The organism is Ruegeria sp. C12, assembly GCF_056537745.1.
Genome location: NZ_JBQFSA010000008.1, coordinates 195,681 through 211,286, shown reverse-complemented (window position 1 = coordinate 211,286; position 15,606 = coordinate 195,681). Strand labels below are relative to the sequence as shown.

Here is a 15,606-nt window from a genome sequence, read left to right as displayed (position 1 = left end):
ACCGAGATTGAGGTACAGTGAAGACATGTTTGGACCGCTGGGAAAACTGATCGAATGCCGGATCAAAAAGGCGCAGGCCGAGGGCCAGTTGCAGGGGCTTGAGGGCGAAGGCAAACCCCTGCCCGACCGGTCTGCCGAGGCGCAAGGCGATCCCGCCATTGCCGCCGGGCACCGGATCATGGCGCAGGCCGGTGTGCTGCCCGAAGAATTCGAGATCCGGAAAAATCTGGACGCCGCCCGCAAGGATTATGCCGCGCTGACTGACCCCGAGGCCCGCAAGGCCGCCATGGCCCGCATCGCCGAACTTGAGATGCGATACAACATGGCCCGCGATGCGCGACGGGCCTTCATGCGGTGACTATTTGAACTCGGGCTTGCGGCCCTGCATCTGGGCCATCACGACCTCCATCTGATCCGGCTTGCCGATCAGTTCCACCTGCGCGGCGGACTCCTCAAGCAGCACGTCGGCGCGGGGCCGGGTCTCGGCCACATCAATCAGCCGTTTCGCCGCACGGATGGCCGAGGGGCTTTTGCCCGCGATGTCTTCGGCCAGTGCCTGCGCCTCGGTCAGCGGATCGTCCGAGAGTTTTGTGACCAGCCCCCACTCGGCGGCCTGTGCCGCGCCGATGGGGCGCGCGGTGTAGGTCAGCAGGCGCAGCACATCCGAGCGCACAAGATTCGGCAGCAGAACCATGCCGCCCATATCCGGGATGATGCCCCATTTCATCTCCATCAGGGCCAGCTTGGCCTCGGGGTGGGCGATGCGGATATCCGCGCCCAGCGCGATTTGCAGCCCGCCGCCATAGGCCACGCCCTGAATGGCGCAGACCACCGGCACCGGCACGCGCCGCCAGATCATCGCGACCTCTTGCAAGGGGTTGGCGTCCTCATGCGTGCGCGGCATCAGCATCTCGTTCGGATCGGCCTGCGCCAGCCCCGCCATGCTGGCCATGTCCAGACCCGCACAAAAGCTTTTGCCTTCGCCCGACAGTACAACAGCGCGGGCGTCCGAGGCCGCGACGTCCTGCCCGGCCGACACAATCGCCTTGAACATCGCGTCATCCAGCGCATTCATCTTGTCGCCGCGTGTCAGCGTTACGTGGGCAATGTGGTCTTTGTATTCGACGGATACGCGCGCCATGCAGGGCCTCCCAACTCTGGTTTTTGTCAGCATGCCCCGAAAGGCGGGCCGAGTTCCACTGCGACGTCAGGGCAAAGGCCAGCCTTGGCTGAGCCTTGTCCAGCCGCGCGACTTGCGTTTATCTGCACGTATGACCGGACCACGATACACATCCCTTGCGCAATCCCTGCCTGCCACCGTGCCCTTTGTCGGTCCCGAAACACAGGAGCGTCAGCGCGGTGCGCCATTCACGGCCCGGCTGGGCGCGAATGAAAGCGTGTTCGGCCCCTCGCCGCGCGCCATTGAGGCGATGCGACAGGCGGCGGGCGAGATCTGGATGTATGGAGATCCGGAAAACCACGATCTGCGCGTTGCTCTGTCCGAGCATCATGCTGTGTCAGCCGAGAATATCGTGGTTGGTGAAGGCATCGATGGGCTGCTGGGCTATCTCGTGCGTTTGCTTGTAGGTCCGGGCGACGCGGTTGTGACCTCGGATGGGGCCTATCCGACGTTCAACTATCACGTGGCGGGCTATGGGGGCGTTTTGCACAAGGTGCCCTATACCAAGGACCACGAGAACCCGTCTGCCCTGTTTGCCAGGGCCGCCGAGGTTGGGGCCAAGCTGGTTTATCTTGCCAACCCGGACAACCCGATGGGCAGTTGGCACAGCGGGGAGGATATCGTGAAAGCGATGGGGGCACTGCCCGAAGGTTGCCTGCTGGTGTTGGACGAAGCCTATGTGGAATGCGCGCCCGAAGGCACGGCAGCGCCGGTGTCGGCGGCAGACCCGCGCGTGATCCGAATGCGCACGTTTTCCAAGGTCTACGGGATGGCCGGAGCACGGGTCGGCTATGCGATTGGTGCGCCTGAACTGATTTTGGCCTTCAACAAGCTGCGCAATCATTTCGGGATGAACCGCGCGGCACAGGCCGGGGCGCTGGCCGCGTTGGCGGATGGGGCCTGGTTGGCGCAGGTTCAGGGTTTGATCGACGCGGCTCGGGATCGGATCAACCAGATTGCGCGGGACAATGGGTTGGTGCCCTTGCCCTCGGCCACCAATTTCGTGGCGATTGACTGCGGTCGGGATGGTGTCTTTGCCAAGGCAGTATTGGAGTCGTTAGTCGCGCAGGGAATCTTTGTGCGGATGCCTTTTGTTGCCCCGCAAAATCGCTGTATCCGGGTCAGTTGCGGGACGGATGCTGATCTGGATGCATTTGCGGTCGCGTTGCCCAAAGCGCTGAACGCGGCGCGCGGGATGTGATCGGCGCAGGGGGGGCTGTCTGCCCCCCAATCGCGCATTGCGCGATTTCCCCCCGAAGATATTTTTGGCCAGATGAAGCAGCGGATCCTGTTGAGGGGTTACCCCGCAAGAACGGCAGCTGCAGCATCGAGCGCGCCTGAGCCGCGGGGAATGTTCAGCGCAGCAAGGCCGGATTCGACGCCACCCAGCATCCCCATGATCATCTGCCCGTTTACATGGCCCATATGGCCAAGGCGGAAACAGCCGTCTTCATCCGCCATTCCAAGCCCGATCCCCAGTGTCAGGCCCAATTGGGTCTCGGTGTATCTGCGAAGTGATGTTCCGCGTCCATCGGTCAGGCGTAGCGCGGTCACCGCGTGGCTGCGGTGCTGGCGGTCGGCGATGTTGATGTGCAGGGCATCGCCCTGGGACCAGATCTCGCAGGCGGCCCAAACGGCTTGTGCCAGACGTTCGTGGCGGGCCCAGACATGCTCGATCCCTTCCGCATGGATCATGTCCAGCGCGGCGCGCAAACCATATAAGTGGTGGGTGGGCGCGGTGCCGTTGAAATACTGGTAGAACAGATCGGGATTGGCGCGCGGCACCCAGTCCCAGTATTGCGAGACGCGGGGCATGGTTGCACGTTTCGCCTGTGCCTTGTCGTTGAAGAAGACAAAACCAACGCCTGCCGGGGTCATCAGCCCCTTTTGGCAGGCGGTCACCATGACATCGACGCCCCAGGCATCCATCTCGAACCGGTCGCAGCCCAGCGAGGCGATGCAATCGGCCATCAGAAGCGCCGGATGATCCAGATTGTCCAGCAGCGCGCGAAGGGTTGGAATATCGTTGCGGACCGAACTTGAGGTATCGACATGCACCGCAAGCACCGCTTTGATCTGGTGGGCGGTATCCGCGCGCAGGGCCTCGGATATCTGGTCGAAATCCCACGGCGACGCGGTGCCGAAATCCAGCAGTTGGACCTTGGCGCCGATCCCATCGGCCATCTCGGCCCAGCCATGGGTGAACCGGCCCGAAGCCGGGGCCAGCACCGTTTCACCCGGTGCGATCACGTTGGACAGCGCCGCCTCCCACGTGCCGTGGCCGTTGGAGATGTAGATGGCGACATTGTGATCCGTGCGGGCCACGCGACGCAGGTCGCGGGTCAACGCGGGCATCATCTCGATCAGCGCGCCTTCGTAGATATTGGGCGACGGTCGGTGCATCGCCTGCAGAACCGCGTCGGGTATGACGGACGGACCCGGAATCGCCAGATACCCGCGCCCCTGCGCAAGGGAGATTTGGTTTGTCATGGGATCAACCTGTATGAATTGATCCTTACCCTAGCGTTGCTTTGGGCGGCGTCAATCCGTCAGGCGGGACGCCTCGCGCGCAAGAGTTTCAATGCCTGCCCAGTCGCCATCCTGCACCATCTGTTTCGGCGCGACCCAGCTGCCACCGGCGCAGACCACGTTGGACAGGGAGAGGTAATCGCGCGCATTTGCCGGGGAAACTCCGCCTGTGGGGCAGAATTTGATCTGGGGCAGAGGTGCTCCGATCGCTTTCAATGCGGGCGCGCCGCCCGAGGCTTCGGCAGGGAAGAATTTCAGCATGTCATAGCCCCGTTCCAGCAGCGCCATCGCCTCACTGGCGGTGGCTGCGCCGGGCAGCAGGGGCAGGCCTTCCGCCTCACAGGCAGCAATCAATGCGTCGGTCGCGCCGGGTGAAACACCGAATTGCGCGCCCGCTTCTTTCGCGGCGCGGACATCGTCGGGCGTGACCAGTGTTCCGGCCCCAACGACACCGACCGGCACGTCGGCCATGGCCCGGATTGCGTCCAGAGCCGCCGGAGTGCGCAATGTGACCTCAAGCGCCGGAAGGCCGCCAGCGACAAGTGCTTCGGCCAGCGGGCGCGCTGTGGCGGCATCGTCCACGACCAGAACCGGAACAATCGGGGCCAGGGAGCAAATCTCGCGCGTGCGTTGGGTTTTGGACATGGCTTACACTCCGAAAATGCTGGCACCGGTGTCGGCGGACCCGACATTGGCGCGGAATGTGCCGAACAGATCGCGCCCGACACCAAATTGATTGGCCGAGAGATCGGCCTTCGCAGGCACCCGGTCCAGAACCCCATCGGTGAGGATTTCCAGCTCACCTTTCACCGCATCGACCCGCACCAGATCGCCATCCTGCAGATATGCGATTGCACCGCCATCCAGCGCCTCGGGCGAGACATGGATTGCCGCCGGAACCTTGCCGGATGCGCCGGACATGCGGCCATCTGTGACCAGCGCAACCTTCTGCCCGCGCCCCTGCAGTATCGACAGAATCGGGGTCAGCGAGTGCAGCTCGGGCATGCCATTGGCTTTCGGCCCCTGGAAACGCACGACAACAATGACGTCATCGGTGAACTCACCGGCTTTGAAGGCGGCTTTGACTTCGTCCTGATCGTGGAACACGCGGACCGGGGCTTCGACCACCTGATGTTCAGGCGCGACGGCAGACACTTTCATGACCCCGGTGCCCAGATTACCGGTCAGGCGCGACAGGCCTCCGGTGGGTTGGAACGGGTCCTTGGCTGAACGGACGATCTTTTCGTTCAGGCTGTGGCCCGTGCCGTCTTGCCACGTCAATTCTCCGCCGATCAGCTTGGGTTCTTTGGTGTAGTTGTGCAGGCCCTGCCCAGCGACTGTCAGTGTGTCGGGATGCAGCAGGCCATCCTCGAGCAAGGTGCCGATGGTGTAGCCCAACCCTCCGGCGGCGTGGAAGTGGTTCACGTCGGCCAGACCGTTGGGGTAAACCCGCGCAACCAAGGGGACCACGGCGGAGACGTCCGAGAAATCCTGCCAGTCCAGCACGATACCACCCGCGCGGGCCATAGCGATCAGGTGGATCAGCAGGTTCGTGGATCCACCGGTAGCCATAAGACCCACGATCCCGTTCACAAAGGCGCGTTCATCCAGGATCTGGCACACTGGCGTATAGTGATTGCCCAAAGCGCTAAGCGACAGCGCACGGCGCGCGCCCTCTTCGGTCAGGGCATCGCGCAGCGGCGTGTTTGGATTGATGAAGCTGGAGCCCGGCAGGTGCAGGCCCATGAACTCCATCAGCATCTGGTTGGTGTTGGCAGTGCCGTAAAAGGTGCAGGTGCCGGGGCCGTGATAGGCGGCCATTTCAGCGGCCATGAGTTCTTCGCGACCAACCTCTCCTGCAGCGAATTTCTGGCGAACCTTGGCCTTTTCATCATTCGGCAAGCCACTGGTCATCGGACCGGCAGGCAGGAACACCGCGGGCAGATGACCAAACGCCTGTGCGCCGATCACAAGACCGGGGACGATCTTGTCGCAGACGCCAAGGAACACGGCAGCATCATAGGTGTTGTGGCTGAGCGATACTCCGGTCGCCAATGCGATCACGTCGCGCGAGAACAGCGACAATTCCATCCCCGCCTCACCTTGGGTGACGCCGTCGCACATGGCGGGCACACCGCCTGCGACCTGAGCGGTTCCGCCTGCGTCGCGAATGGCCTGACGGATCAGCTCGGGGTAGCGCTCGAACGGTTGGTGGGCGGACAGCATGTCGTTATAGGCAGTGACGATACCCAGATTGCCCGCCGTACCTGTGGCCATGGCCTGCTGATCTGTGCCCGCCCCGGCATAGGCATGGGCCTGACCGCTGCAGGACAAATGCCCCCGCGCGGGGCCTTTGGATTTGGCCTGTTCCATCCGTTCCAGATGCGGGCCACGCAGGTCGGCGCTGCGGTCGATGATCCGCTGGGTGACGTCCTTGATGACGGTGTGAACCATTCCTAACCTCCGATCTGACGCCAGCGGCGTCCATCGCGATGCATCAGCATCAGTGCTTCTTCCGGCCCCGAACTGCCCTGATCATAGCGTGACGGGCGGTCGCCGCGTTGTTCCCACCCCTGAATGATGGGATCAACCCAGGCCCAGGCGGCCTCGGCCTCGTCTCCCCGCATGAACAAGGTCTGGTCGCCACGGATGACGTCCATAATCAAGCGCTCATAGGCGTCCGGGGCGCTGGCATCGTCGCCCAGCGCGTCGGCAAAGCTCATATCCAGCGAGACGTCGGACAGGCGGAAGCCGCCCGGACCCGGGTCTTTGATCGTCGTGCGCAGGGTGATGCCTTCATCCGGTTGCAGGCGGATCACCAGCACATTGCCGCGCAAGGGGCCGACATTGGGGAAAATCGTATGGGGCGGGTCGCGGAAGAACACCGCAATCTCGGATTCGCGCGCCCGCAGCCGTTTGCCCGTGCGCAGGTAGAACGGCACCCCGGCCCAGCGCCAGTTGCCCAGATGGACCTTGAGCGCAATGAAGCTTTCGGTGCGGCTGGCCGGATCGCCGACGTGATCGACATATCCGCCTTCGCCCTTATCCGCACGGTACTGGCCGCGCGCGATGTCTTTGGCATCAACCGGCTCCAACGCCTTGATCACCTTGACCTTTTCGTCGCGCACCGAGTTTGGCGAAAAATTCGAGGGGGGTTCCATCGCGGTCAGGCACAAAAGCTGCACAAGGTGGTTCTGGATCATGTCCCGCATGGCGCCGGACTGGTCGTAATACGCGCCGCGCCCTTCGACCCCCACAGTTTCGGCCACGGTGATCTGCACATGATCAATATGGGTCGAATTCCAGAGCGGTTCGAACAGCGAATTGGCAAAGCGCAGCGCCATCAGGTTCTGCACCGTTTCCTTACCCAGATAATGGTCGATGCGGTAAATCTGATGTTCCTCGAAACAGGCGCGCAGACCTTCGTTCAGCGCCTTGGCCGAGGCCAGGTCATGCCCAAATGGCTTTTCCACGACGATGCGGCTGTCGGGTGTCGCAAGACCCTGATCCTGAAGGCGCTTTGCGATTCCCGAGAACAGGCTTGGCCCCACCGACAGATAGAACGCACGAACCACATCCTCGCGCAAAACGGACTTGAGATCATCCCAGCCCGCCGCGCCCAGCGCGTCCACGGGGACATATTCGACCCGCTCAAGAAAGCGGTCCAGCGTGGCCTTGTCAAAGCCGGGCGCGAATTCGTCCATCGATTTGCGCACCTGATCCCGGAACGCGGCGCTGTCCATATCTGACCGCGCTGTGCCGATGATCCTGGCGTCTTCCGGCATCTGGCCAACCTGGAACCGATGATAGAGGCCCGGAATGATCTTCCGCTGCGCCAGGTCGCCTGTCGCACCAAACAGCACCAGGTCGAACGGATCCACCGGAATTACGCGAGACACCATGGCAAGGTTCCTTTCGAATTCTCTGTCGTCAGCTTAGCACGACCGGCTCATTGGGCACGAAGCGCCCAAAACGCAAAACTGTTATCGCTAACATTTAAGGCGTCAATAGAAAGGCCGCGAAGAAAAATCAAGCTTGGATTTGCGGAATGCGACAGGTTTTCCACCTATGGCTGGTTGCGCAGCCACTCCATCACCGATGGCCTTACGGATTGCTCACCCCTGTGGCGCGCATCCGCGATGATCTTGCGCACATCCTGCAGGTTCGAGCGCAGAAGAAGGGTTTTGACCGGCCCGATCGAAGCCGGACGCATCGACAAGGTCCGAATCCCCATGGCCGCAAGACACAGCGCCTCGACCGGACGCCCGGCATCCTCACCACAGAAGCTGAGCGGGGTGTCCGAGATATCGCAGCGTTCGACGATACGCTCGATAAAGCTGAGGAAGCTGACATTCAGCGTGTCATAGCGGCGGCGGACCAGTTCGTTTTCGCGGTCGGCAGCAAAGAAAAACTGCTTCAGGTCATTGCCACCGATCGAGATGAAATCGACCTCGTCAAAGAATTTCTGCGGCGCGAACCCCAGCGAGGGCGTTTCCAGCATCGCGCCCACTTCCAGCGTTTCGGGCAGCACGTGACCCAGACGCTTTTCCCGCTCGATGGTCTTGTTGACCTCCCACCGGGCTTCGCGGAATTCATCGGCCTGCGCGACGAAGGGGAACATGATCGTCAGCGGCCGCCCGTTTGCAGCCCGGATCAACGCCTGCAACTGCATCCGCATCACGCCGCGCTTGTCCAGCCCAACGCGGATCGCGCGCCAGCCTAGCGCCGGGTTCGGCTCGGCCACGTGCTTCATGTAAGGCAGAACCTTGTCCGAGCCGATGTCGAGCGTGCGGAACACCACACGCTTGTCACCCGCCGCATCCAGCACGCGCTTGTATTGTGTGACCAATTCCGACCGTTTGGGCATCTGGTTGCGGACCAGAAACTGCAACTCGGTCCGAAACAGCCCCACGCCTTCTGCGCCCGAATTGTCCAGCGACGGAAGGTCCGCCATCAGCCCCGCGTTCATGACCAGATTTATCCGCGCGCCATCTTGCGTGACAGTCGGCGTTTCCCGGATCGAGGCATAGCGTTCCTGCGCCTTGGCCTGCATCGCGATCTTGTCGCGGAAGGCGCTGACCACAGTGTCCTCGGGGCGCAGGTGCACCACGCCCTGATCGCCATCGACAAGGACGTGATCGCCGTTCAAAGCCTCGGTCGTGATCCGACCCACATGCACGACCAACGGAATCGCCAAGGCCCGCGCCACAATGGTCGCGTGACTGCCGACAGATCCTTCTTCCAGCACGATACCTTTCAGCGAGCGACCATATTCCAACAGATCACCGGGGCCGATGTTGCGCGCCACCAGAATCGGATCGGGCGGCAGGTCGGAACTGTCGGTTTTGCCCTGTCCTGTCAGAATGCGCAGCAACCGGTTGCTGAGGTCATCCAGATCGGCCAGCCGTTCCCGCAGATACGGGTCGGTCACCTGACCCATACGGGCACGGGCCTGCGATTGTTCCTTTTCCACCGCCGCCTCGGCGCTGAGGCCCAGGGCGATGTCCTCTTCCATCCGGCGCATCCAGCCTTTGGAGTTCGCAAACATCCGATAGGCTTCCAGCACCTTCAACTGATCCGAGTCGCCGCCCTGAGAAATCTCGAGCATTTTGTCGACGCCAACACGCAGTTCTTCGACCGCTTCGACCAGACGCTCACGCTCGCGATGCGGATCGTCGGCAATCGGGTTGGTGACCACCACGCGGGGTTCGTGCAGCCAGACATGGCCTTCCGCCGCCCCTTCCTGCGCTGGTCCGCCCCGCAGCAGAACAGATTGCTGGTGCAACGGCGACAGGGCCGCGCCCTCGCCGACAAAGGCGCCAAGCTCGGCCATTTCGGCCAGTACCATGGCGACAACTTCCAGCGCATATACTTCGTCGGATGAAAACTCGCGCGCCTCGCGGGATTGCACAACCAGCACGCCCAGCTTCTGACCAAGCCGCTGCACCGGGACACCCACAAACGAGGAATACCGCTCCTCGCCGGTTTCGGGCATGAAACGGAAGCCCTTGGCCGACGGCGCATCGGCCGTATTCACCACTTTGCCGGATTTGGCGACGCGCCCCACCAGACCTTCGCCCAGCCGCATACGGGTCTTGTGAACCGCCTCGGGCGACAGACCTTCGGTTGCGCAAAGCTCAAGGGTTTCCTCATCCCGGAACAGATAGATCGAGCACACCTCGCGCTGAATGCTGTCCGCAATCAGTTGCGTGATCCGGTCAAGACGTTCCTGACCAGCGGCCTCGCTCGCCATTTCTTCGCGCAGCCGCCCCAGCAGCTTGCGGGATTCTGTTTCGGTGCCGTCCGCCATGGCCCACCCAAATTAGCGTGTCAGGCGAAACCTTTGGCCGATCAGCTTAGGCCGCCTTGTCCAGTTCAAAGGCATCATGCAGTGCCTGAACCGCAAGTTCCATGTATTTCCTATCGACCAGCACGGAAATTTTAATCTCAGAGGTTGTAATAACCTTGATGTTGATCCCTTCATCCGAGAGCACCTTGAACATCTTGGCCGCCACACCCGATTGCGAGCGCATGCCGATTCCCACGACCGAGACCTTGCAGACATCGTTATCCGCAACCAGTTCGGCATAGTTCAGCTCGCCCTTTTCCTTGATCGCCAGCAGCGCCTTTTCGGCGCGCGCCACCTGATCGGTCGGGCATGAGAAGGTCATGTCCGTGCGCCCCTCGTCCGAGATGTTCTGCACGATCATGTCCACATTCACGCCCTCATCGCTGAGTGCAGTGAAGATGATCGAGGCGATACCGGGGCGGTCGGCCACGGAAACGACGGTCATCTTGGCTTCGTCGCGGGAATAGGCCACACCGGCCACAACATTGGATTCCATGATATCCTCCTCGTCGCAGACCAGCGTACCGGCCTCGTCGGATTGTTCCTCAAAGCTTGAGAGAACGCGTAATTTCACCTTATAGCGCATCGCCAGCTCGACCGAGCGGGTTTGCAGCACCTTTGCGCCCAGCGAGGCAAGTTCCAGCATTTCTTCGAACGAGATCCGGTCCAGCTTGCGCGCCTTTTCGCAGATGCGCGGGTCGGTCGTGTAGACGCCGTCCACATCCGTGTAGATATCGCAGCGCTCGGCATCAAACGCGGCGGCGAAGGCCACAGCGGTCGTGTCCGACCCACCGCGACCCAGCGTTGTGATACGGCCTTCCGGGCTGATGCCCTGGAACCCGGCCACAACGGCAACCTTCATGCCCTCACCAAACTTCTGGTTCAGGTTATCGGTCGGAATTTCCTCGATCCGGGCGGCGGAATGCGCCCCGTTGGTCAGCAGCGGCACCTGCCAGCCCTGCCAACTGCGCGCCGGAATGTCCATTTCCTGCAGGGTCAACGCCATAAGACCGGCGGTCACATTCTCGCCCGAGGACACCACGGCATCATATTCGCGCGCGTCAAACAGGGGCGAGGTTTCGTTGACCCAACCCACAAGCTCATTGGTCTTGCCGGACATGGCCGAGACGATGACGATCACGTCGTATCCCTTGGCCACTTCGACGCCCACGCGCTTTGCAGCGCGGCGGATGCGGTCAAGGTTGGCAACCGAAGTGCCACCGAATTTCATTACGAGTACGGGCATGGGGGCAGGTGTCTCCGCGCCTTGGACTTATGGTTCCGTGCCTCATATGCGAGGGGGGGAACAAGGGCAAGGGCGCAAACAGGCTTTGCCTGCGACGCAGGGCCGCTTTACAATGGGCAGGCGTGGTGTCAGCCTGCGCATCGCAATCATTCCAAGAGGTTATTCATGCTCCGTCTTGCCGCTGCCTTCGCCCTTTTGTCCTCTGCCGCCACGGCTCAGGTTACAAGCCTGGCTGGAACCGATGGTCAGAACGCATTGGGCACAATCCCATGCGCCGCAAACGCCGGAGATCCGCTGAAAACCTGCAATGCCGAACTGCGCCGGCGCGACGATGGCAGCGCAACACTTGCCGTTGGTCTGGGCAATGGCGAGGTGCGCAACATCTATTTCACCGATGGCATTCCCGATTCCAGCAGCTCAACCTCGAAACTCACCTATGAGACCCGCGGCGATTTGCTGGTGATCTTCATCGAACCCGGTGAGGTTTACGAACTGCCCAAGGCGGCCCTGAACACTCAGTAGGCGTGCGCCTGCCCGTCATAGGTTTCAAAACACCCCGATGTATCCAGCGACAAGCTGTCGAAACGGTCAATCAGGCCGGATACGGCCTGATCCAAATGGATGTCTGCGGCCGATCCGCCCATATCCGTCTTGACCCAGCCGGGGTGATAAATTCCAACCGCAATACCGTCCGAGCGCAGATCGGTGGCCAGGTTCCGGCCCAGGTTCAGCACAGCGGCTTTGGAAGACCGGTAGATATAGCTACCGCCCGGCGCACGTGTGTGTGACGCCATCTGAGATGAAATGATCGCAATCCGACCCCGCGCCGCACGCAGGTTCGGCAACAGCGCCTGAACGGTCAGAAACACACCGGTCACATTTGTCGCAAAGCTCTGCGCCCACATCTCGGCCGGGTAGCCATCAATGCCCTGCCCCTTGTCCAGATAGACCCCTGCATTGCAGATCAGCAGATCCACCGGCTGTCCCTGCAAACGGTCCGCCATGGCGCTGTGGTGCGCGGGGTCAGACACGTCCAGACGCATTTCGGCACTGTCGTCCCGCGCCGTCCCCGTCACCTGATGGCCGTCGTTACGATACTGATCTGCCAGCGCTTTTCCGATACCGCGATTGGCCCCGGTAATCAGGATATGCATGTCTCAGTTGGTCTTTCTGCTGGGAACAAAAGGAAGCGGCGCAACTGGTACACCATCTTCGATCAGGGCCTTCGCCTCATCCGGTTTGGCCTCACCATAGATCGCCCGATCCGGCGCTTCGCCAAGATGGATTTTCCGCGCCTCGCTGGCAAAATCCTTGCCTACGTAATCCGAGTTTTCCTCGACCTTGCGCCGCAACTCGGCCAGAACTTTTTGGACATCGGGCGCGGGGGTTGCCACGCTGACATCGTTCTGCGCCGGCGCCGGAGCCTCTGGCTGTTTCGCGGCGCTGCGTGCAGGACGAACGCGCGGTGTCATGATCGCCTTTTCCACCTGCGCGCTGCCACAAACGGCACATGTCACAAGCCCCGCCGCCGCAAGCTTGTCATACGCTTCCGCTGACTGAAACCAACTTTCGAAAGTGTGGCCTTCACGGCATTTCAATGCGTATTGAATCATGGTCCGTCCAAAAATCGATTGCCGAATAGATACCGACCGACAAGGCAATATCAAGCCCCTCTGGCCGCCCTTCAATGCAGCCGAGGCTTAAAGTCGCGCAAAATCGCGGCAAGTTCAGGTGACGCAACCTTTGCGGCCGCTTTTTTGGGCGAGAACCACTCTCGCCTGCGCTGCCCTTTCTCGGGAAAATTCCGAGCAACGGATTTTACGTATAGCGGGAAAACATCCACCATACACAGCGCTGGCCCTTTCCTGGCGCGCAGTTTGACAAAGGGAAATTGCCCCAGTTTTTGCGGGCTGCACCGCCCAATGATACCGGCTTCTTCCCAGGCTTCCTGCGCGGCGGTCTCAGCCTCGGACAGCCCCTGCATCAGCCAGCCTTTTGGAATGATCCACCGATGGGTTTGGCGCGTCGTTATCAAAAGAACTTCAGGCCGCCCTTTCTCGATCCGGTAGCACAAGGCGGCTGCCTGCGGCAAAACCGGAAGATTTCCGGTGCCGTGCAACAGATCGGATGAAAGCCGGGCATTCATCGCTGCCAATCCCTTCCGCCATGAGGGTCATGCCTGTCTGCCAGACCGCCGGTTTTTATCCTATTTTGCGGCCCTTACGTGTCTGGATACCACATAATGACGCTCAAGCCAAGGAACAGGCGGATTGGCCTACATTCTGGCCGACAGTTTCCGCACCAGTTCGTCATGTGGAATATCGGCGTCAATGGCCAGTCGGCGCAGGCCGAAATGCACATGAGCGATCTGCTGGTAGTAGCGTGTATAGACGTAATTGGTGCCGCCTCCGGCCAAGGCGCCCAGCACCGGTACAGACTGCGCCGCCAGCTTTTGCCCCAAGACAATCGACAGCCGAGGTGCCACAGCAGCAATCAAGCGCTGCATCGCCGGGCCCGTCAGCGTCAAACGCACGGAAAAGAACCCCAGATCCGAGCCATCATCATAGGACAGCGGTCCAGCCGCCGACAGAACCCGAACGCAATCGAACTTGACGTTTTCCTCAGCCGGATCAAAGCCTTCCCGCGCCGCCGCCCCCTGAATAGAGCGCAGTAGCATCGCAGTCGTTGCAGGCAGTTCCATCAAAGCGGTGGACAGACCGCCCATTCCGCCCGCTGCCCCCATTGCGGTTGTCACAGCGGTATTGACCCAGGGTTTCTGATCCGGAATTGCGCGACGCGAACCCTGTGCCGCATGAATCGCCAACCACAGCGCCCGTTCCGTCGCTCCGGTCAGGCCCTGACGCACAGGGTCGGGCAATTGGTCCAGCAGAGACTCCGCCGATCCGCCCAGCGCGTTCAGCAGTTTCACTCCGGCCCCGCCAGCGGATTTGTAATGTTCCGCCAGCCGGTCCAGCTCGGCCTCGGCATCTACATTTTCGACAAGAACCACGTCCTGCATCTGTGCCCTCCTGTCATGGAAACATCGGGGCTGACGAGCGCGGTTTCAATAGCTCAGCGCATCCAGCGTGTAACGGGGCCGCGCACACCGACCCACGCATCGGGGTGCAATTCCAGACCCAAAACTCGGTCCGGGTTGGTCGGTGGGGGCATCTCCACCCCGCTCAACCGGGCAAAGCCAAACCGCGCGTAATAAGGCGCATCTCCCACCAACATGACCCGTTTCCACCCTTTGGCCTGCCCGGCCTCGACCCCGGCATGGATCAGGTATCCGCCCAATCCTTCACCCTGATGCGTGGGGTGCACCGCCACTGGCCCCAGCAGCAACGCATCATCCGCACCCACATGGACCGGCCAGAACCGAATAGCCCCTGCCAGAATACCCTGCCCGTCCCGTGCCACCAGTGATAACCCGGAAACCGGAGGGACATCGTCGCGCAGACGATAGGACGACAGCGCCTCGCGCCCCGGTGCAAAGCACAGGTCATAGAGGGCCTCGACCTCCCACCAATCGTCCGGCTCTTCCGGCCTGATCCCGAATTGCTGCACGCTTGCCCTCTTTTCCTTGCTGGCAATCGCCCTAGCACTTCGCTACGCCTTGGGCAAACGCTTGGAGATCAGATGTTCTATCGCCCCGAAGACGGCCACGGCCTGCCGCACAACCCGTTCAATGCCATCATCACGCCCCGCCCGATCGGCTGGATCTCATCCCGCGACGCGGATGGGATCAACAATCTGGCGCCATATTCGTTCTTCAACGGAGTCGCCTACACGCCGCCACAGGTGATGTTTGCAACCACCGGCACCAAGCATGATCAGAACGGCGGCAAGGACAGCATTGCGAATATCGAAGCCACACAGGTTTTTTGTGTAAACGTCGTCGCCCATGCCCATCAGGACGCAATGAACGCAAGTTCAGCGGGTTTGTCAAAAGAGACCGACGAGTTTGCACATGCCGGTTTGACACCTGTCGAGTGCGAAACCATCCCATGCGCCCGGGTCGCTGGCGCGCCAGCAGCACTGGAATGCAAACTGACCAAGATCGTCACCTTGCCGGGCGAAGCCAACAGGGTCGTATTCGGCGAGGTCACAGGCATCCACCTCCACGACGACCACATCCGCGACGGGAAATTCGACGTGACCTCATTCAAACCGCTGGCCCGGCTTGGGTATCGGGATTATTCCGTGGTCACCGAGCTATTCTCGCTGAACCGCCCCGACGATTGACGGGGTTGGGGGCTCTGCCCCCGCCGCGCTACGCGCGCCTCCCCCGAGGTATTTTCA

At 61.5% G+C, this 15,606-nt stretch carries 16 protein-coding genes; 4 read left to right on the top strand and 12 right to left on the bottom strand.

Annotated elements, in window-relative coordinates; genetic code table 11:
- Positions 1-25 precede the first annotated feature (25 nt).
- Entirely contained in the window at positions 26-358 is a 333-nt protein-coding gene (locus ACR0C9_RS16550; RefSeq protein ID WP_480781481.1) for a DnaJ family domain-containing protein, read from the top strand.
- Here ACR0C9_RS16550 and ACR0C9_RS16545 read toward each other — a convergent pair whose 3' ends face one another.
- The gene (locus ACR0C9_RS16545) at positions 359-1,141 is read right to left on the bottom strand and encodes a crotonase/enoyl-CoA hydratase family protein (protein WP_170623700.1); all 783 of its coding nucleotides are present in this window, start codon (positions 1,139-1,141) and stop codon (positions 359-361) included.
- A gap of 130 nt (positions 1,142-1,271) precedes the next feature.
- Here ACR0C9_RS16545 and ACR0C9_RS16540 point away from each other — a divergent pair, with 130 nt between their 5' ends.
- On the top strand, positions 1,272-2,381 hold the full coding sequence (locus ACR0C9_RS16540; RefSeq protein ID WP_480781480.1) for a pyridoxal phosphate-dependent aminotransferase: 1,110 nt from the start codon (positions 1,272-1,274) through the stop codon (positions 2,379-2,381).
- A 98-nt stretch (positions 2,382-2,479) separates the two neighbouring features.
- Here ACR0C9_RS16540 and ACR0C9_RS16535 read toward each other — a convergent pair whose 3' ends face one another.
- From ACR0C9_RS16535 to ACR0C9_RS16510, 6 genes are all read right to left on the bottom strand, one after another.
- Entirely contained in the window at positions 2,480-3,670 is a 1,191-nt protein-coding gene (locus ACR0C9_RS16535) for an aminotransferase class V-fold PLP-dependent enzyme (RefSeq protein WP_170454180.1), read from the bottom strand.
- A 51-nt stretch (positions 3,671-3,721) separates the two neighbouring features.
- Positions 3,722-4,354, bottom strand: coding sequence for a bifunctional 4-hydroxy-2-oxoglutarate aldolase/2-dehydro-3-deoxy-phosphogluconate aldolase (locus ACR0C9_RS16530; RefSeq protein WP_480781479.1), 633 nt, complete (start codon positions 4,352-4,354; stop codon positions 3,722-3,724).
- 3 nt (positions 4,355-4,357) lie between these two features.
- Positions 4,358-6,163, bottom strand: coding sequence for a phosphogluconate dehydratase (edd, locus tag ACR0C9_RS16525; protein ID WP_480781478.1), 1,806 nt, complete (start codon positions 6,161-6,163; stop codon positions 4,358-4,360).
- 2 nt (positions 6,164-6,165) lie between these two features.
- Positions 6,166-7,611, bottom strand: a complete 1,446-nt coding sequence (gene zwf / locus ACR0C9_RS16520; protein WP_480781477.1) for a glucose-6-phosphate dehydrogenase — start codon at positions 7,609-7,611, stop codon at positions 6,166-6,168.
- A gap of 164 nt (positions 7,612-7,775) precedes the next feature.
- Positions 7,776-10,019: a phosphoenolpyruvate--protein phosphotransferase gene (ptsP, locus tag ACR0C9_RS16515; protein ID WP_170454187.1), complete on the bottom strand. Its 2,244-nt coding sequence runs from the start codon at positions 10,017-10,019 to the stop codon at positions 7,776-7,778.
- Between the two features lie 46 nt (positions 10,020-10,065).
- Positions 10,066-11,304 carry an aspartate kinase gene (locus ACR0C9_RS16510; protein ID WP_170454189.1) on the bottom strand — a complete coding sequence of 413 codons (1,239 nt, stop codon included), beginning with the start codon at positions 11,302-11,304 and terminating at the stop codon, positions 10,066-10,068.
- A 165-nt stretch (positions 11,305-11,469) separates the two neighbouring features.
- Between ACR0C9_RS16510 and ACR0C9_RS16505 the strand changes: the two genes are divergently transcribed.
- On the top strand, positions 11,470-11,826 hold the full coding sequence (locus tag ACR0C9_RS16505) for a hypothetical protein (RefSeq protein WP_170454191.1): 357 nt from the start codon (positions 11,470-11,472) through the stop codon (positions 11,824-11,826).
- Here ACR0C9_RS16505 and ACR0C9_RS16500 read toward each other — a convergent pair.
- The 5 genes from ACR0C9_RS16500 to ACR0C9_RS16480 form a co-directional block, all read right to left on the bottom strand.
- Complete coding sequence (locus tag ACR0C9_RS16500; RefSeq protein WP_170623707.1) at positions 11,820-12,458, bottom strand: SDR family NAD(P)-dependent oxidoreductase; 639 nt, start codon at positions 12,456-12,458, stop codon at positions 11,820-11,822. The two genes, ACR0C9_RS16505 and ACR0C9_RS16500, sit on opposite strands and share 7 nt — an antisense overlap.
- Positions 12,459-12,461: 3 nt before the next feature.
- Positions 12,462-12,917: a DUF1178 family protein gene (locus tag ACR0C9_RS16495; RefSeq protein WP_170454195.1), complete on the bottom strand. Its 456-nt coding sequence runs from the start codon at positions 12,915-12,917 to the stop codon at positions 12,462-12,464.
- A gap of 71 nt (positions 12,918-12,988) precedes the next feature.
- On the bottom strand, positions 12,989-13,450 hold the full coding sequence (locus ACR0C9_RS16490; RefSeq protein ID WP_170454575.1) for an NUDIX hydrolase: 462 nt from the start codon (positions 13,448-13,450) through the stop codon (positions 12,989-12,991).
- A gap of 129 nt (positions 13,451-13,579) precedes the next feature.
- Positions 13,580-14,323, bottom strand: a complete 744-nt coding sequence (locus ACR0C9_RS16485) for an EcsC family protein (protein ID WP_480781476.1) — start codon at positions 14,321-14,323, stop codon at positions 13,580-13,582.
- 53 nt (positions 14,324-14,376) lie between these two features.
- Complete coding sequence (locus ACR0C9_RS16480) at positions 14,377-14,871, bottom strand: GNAT family N-acetyltransferase (RefSeq protein ID WP_170454200.1); 495 nt, start codon at positions 14,869-14,871, stop codon at positions 14,377-14,379.
- A 72-nt stretch (positions 14,872-14,943) separates the two neighbouring features.
- Between ACR0C9_RS16480 and ACR0C9_RS16475 the strand changes: the two genes are divergently transcribed.
- The gene (locus ACR0C9_RS16475; RefSeq protein WP_170454202.1) at positions 14,944-15,549 is read left to right on the top strand and encodes a flavin reductase family protein; all 606 of its coding nucleotides are present in this window, start codon (positions 14,944-14,946) and stop codon (positions 15,547-15,549) included.
- The last annotated feature ends 57 nt before the right edge of the window (positions 15,550-15,606 follow it).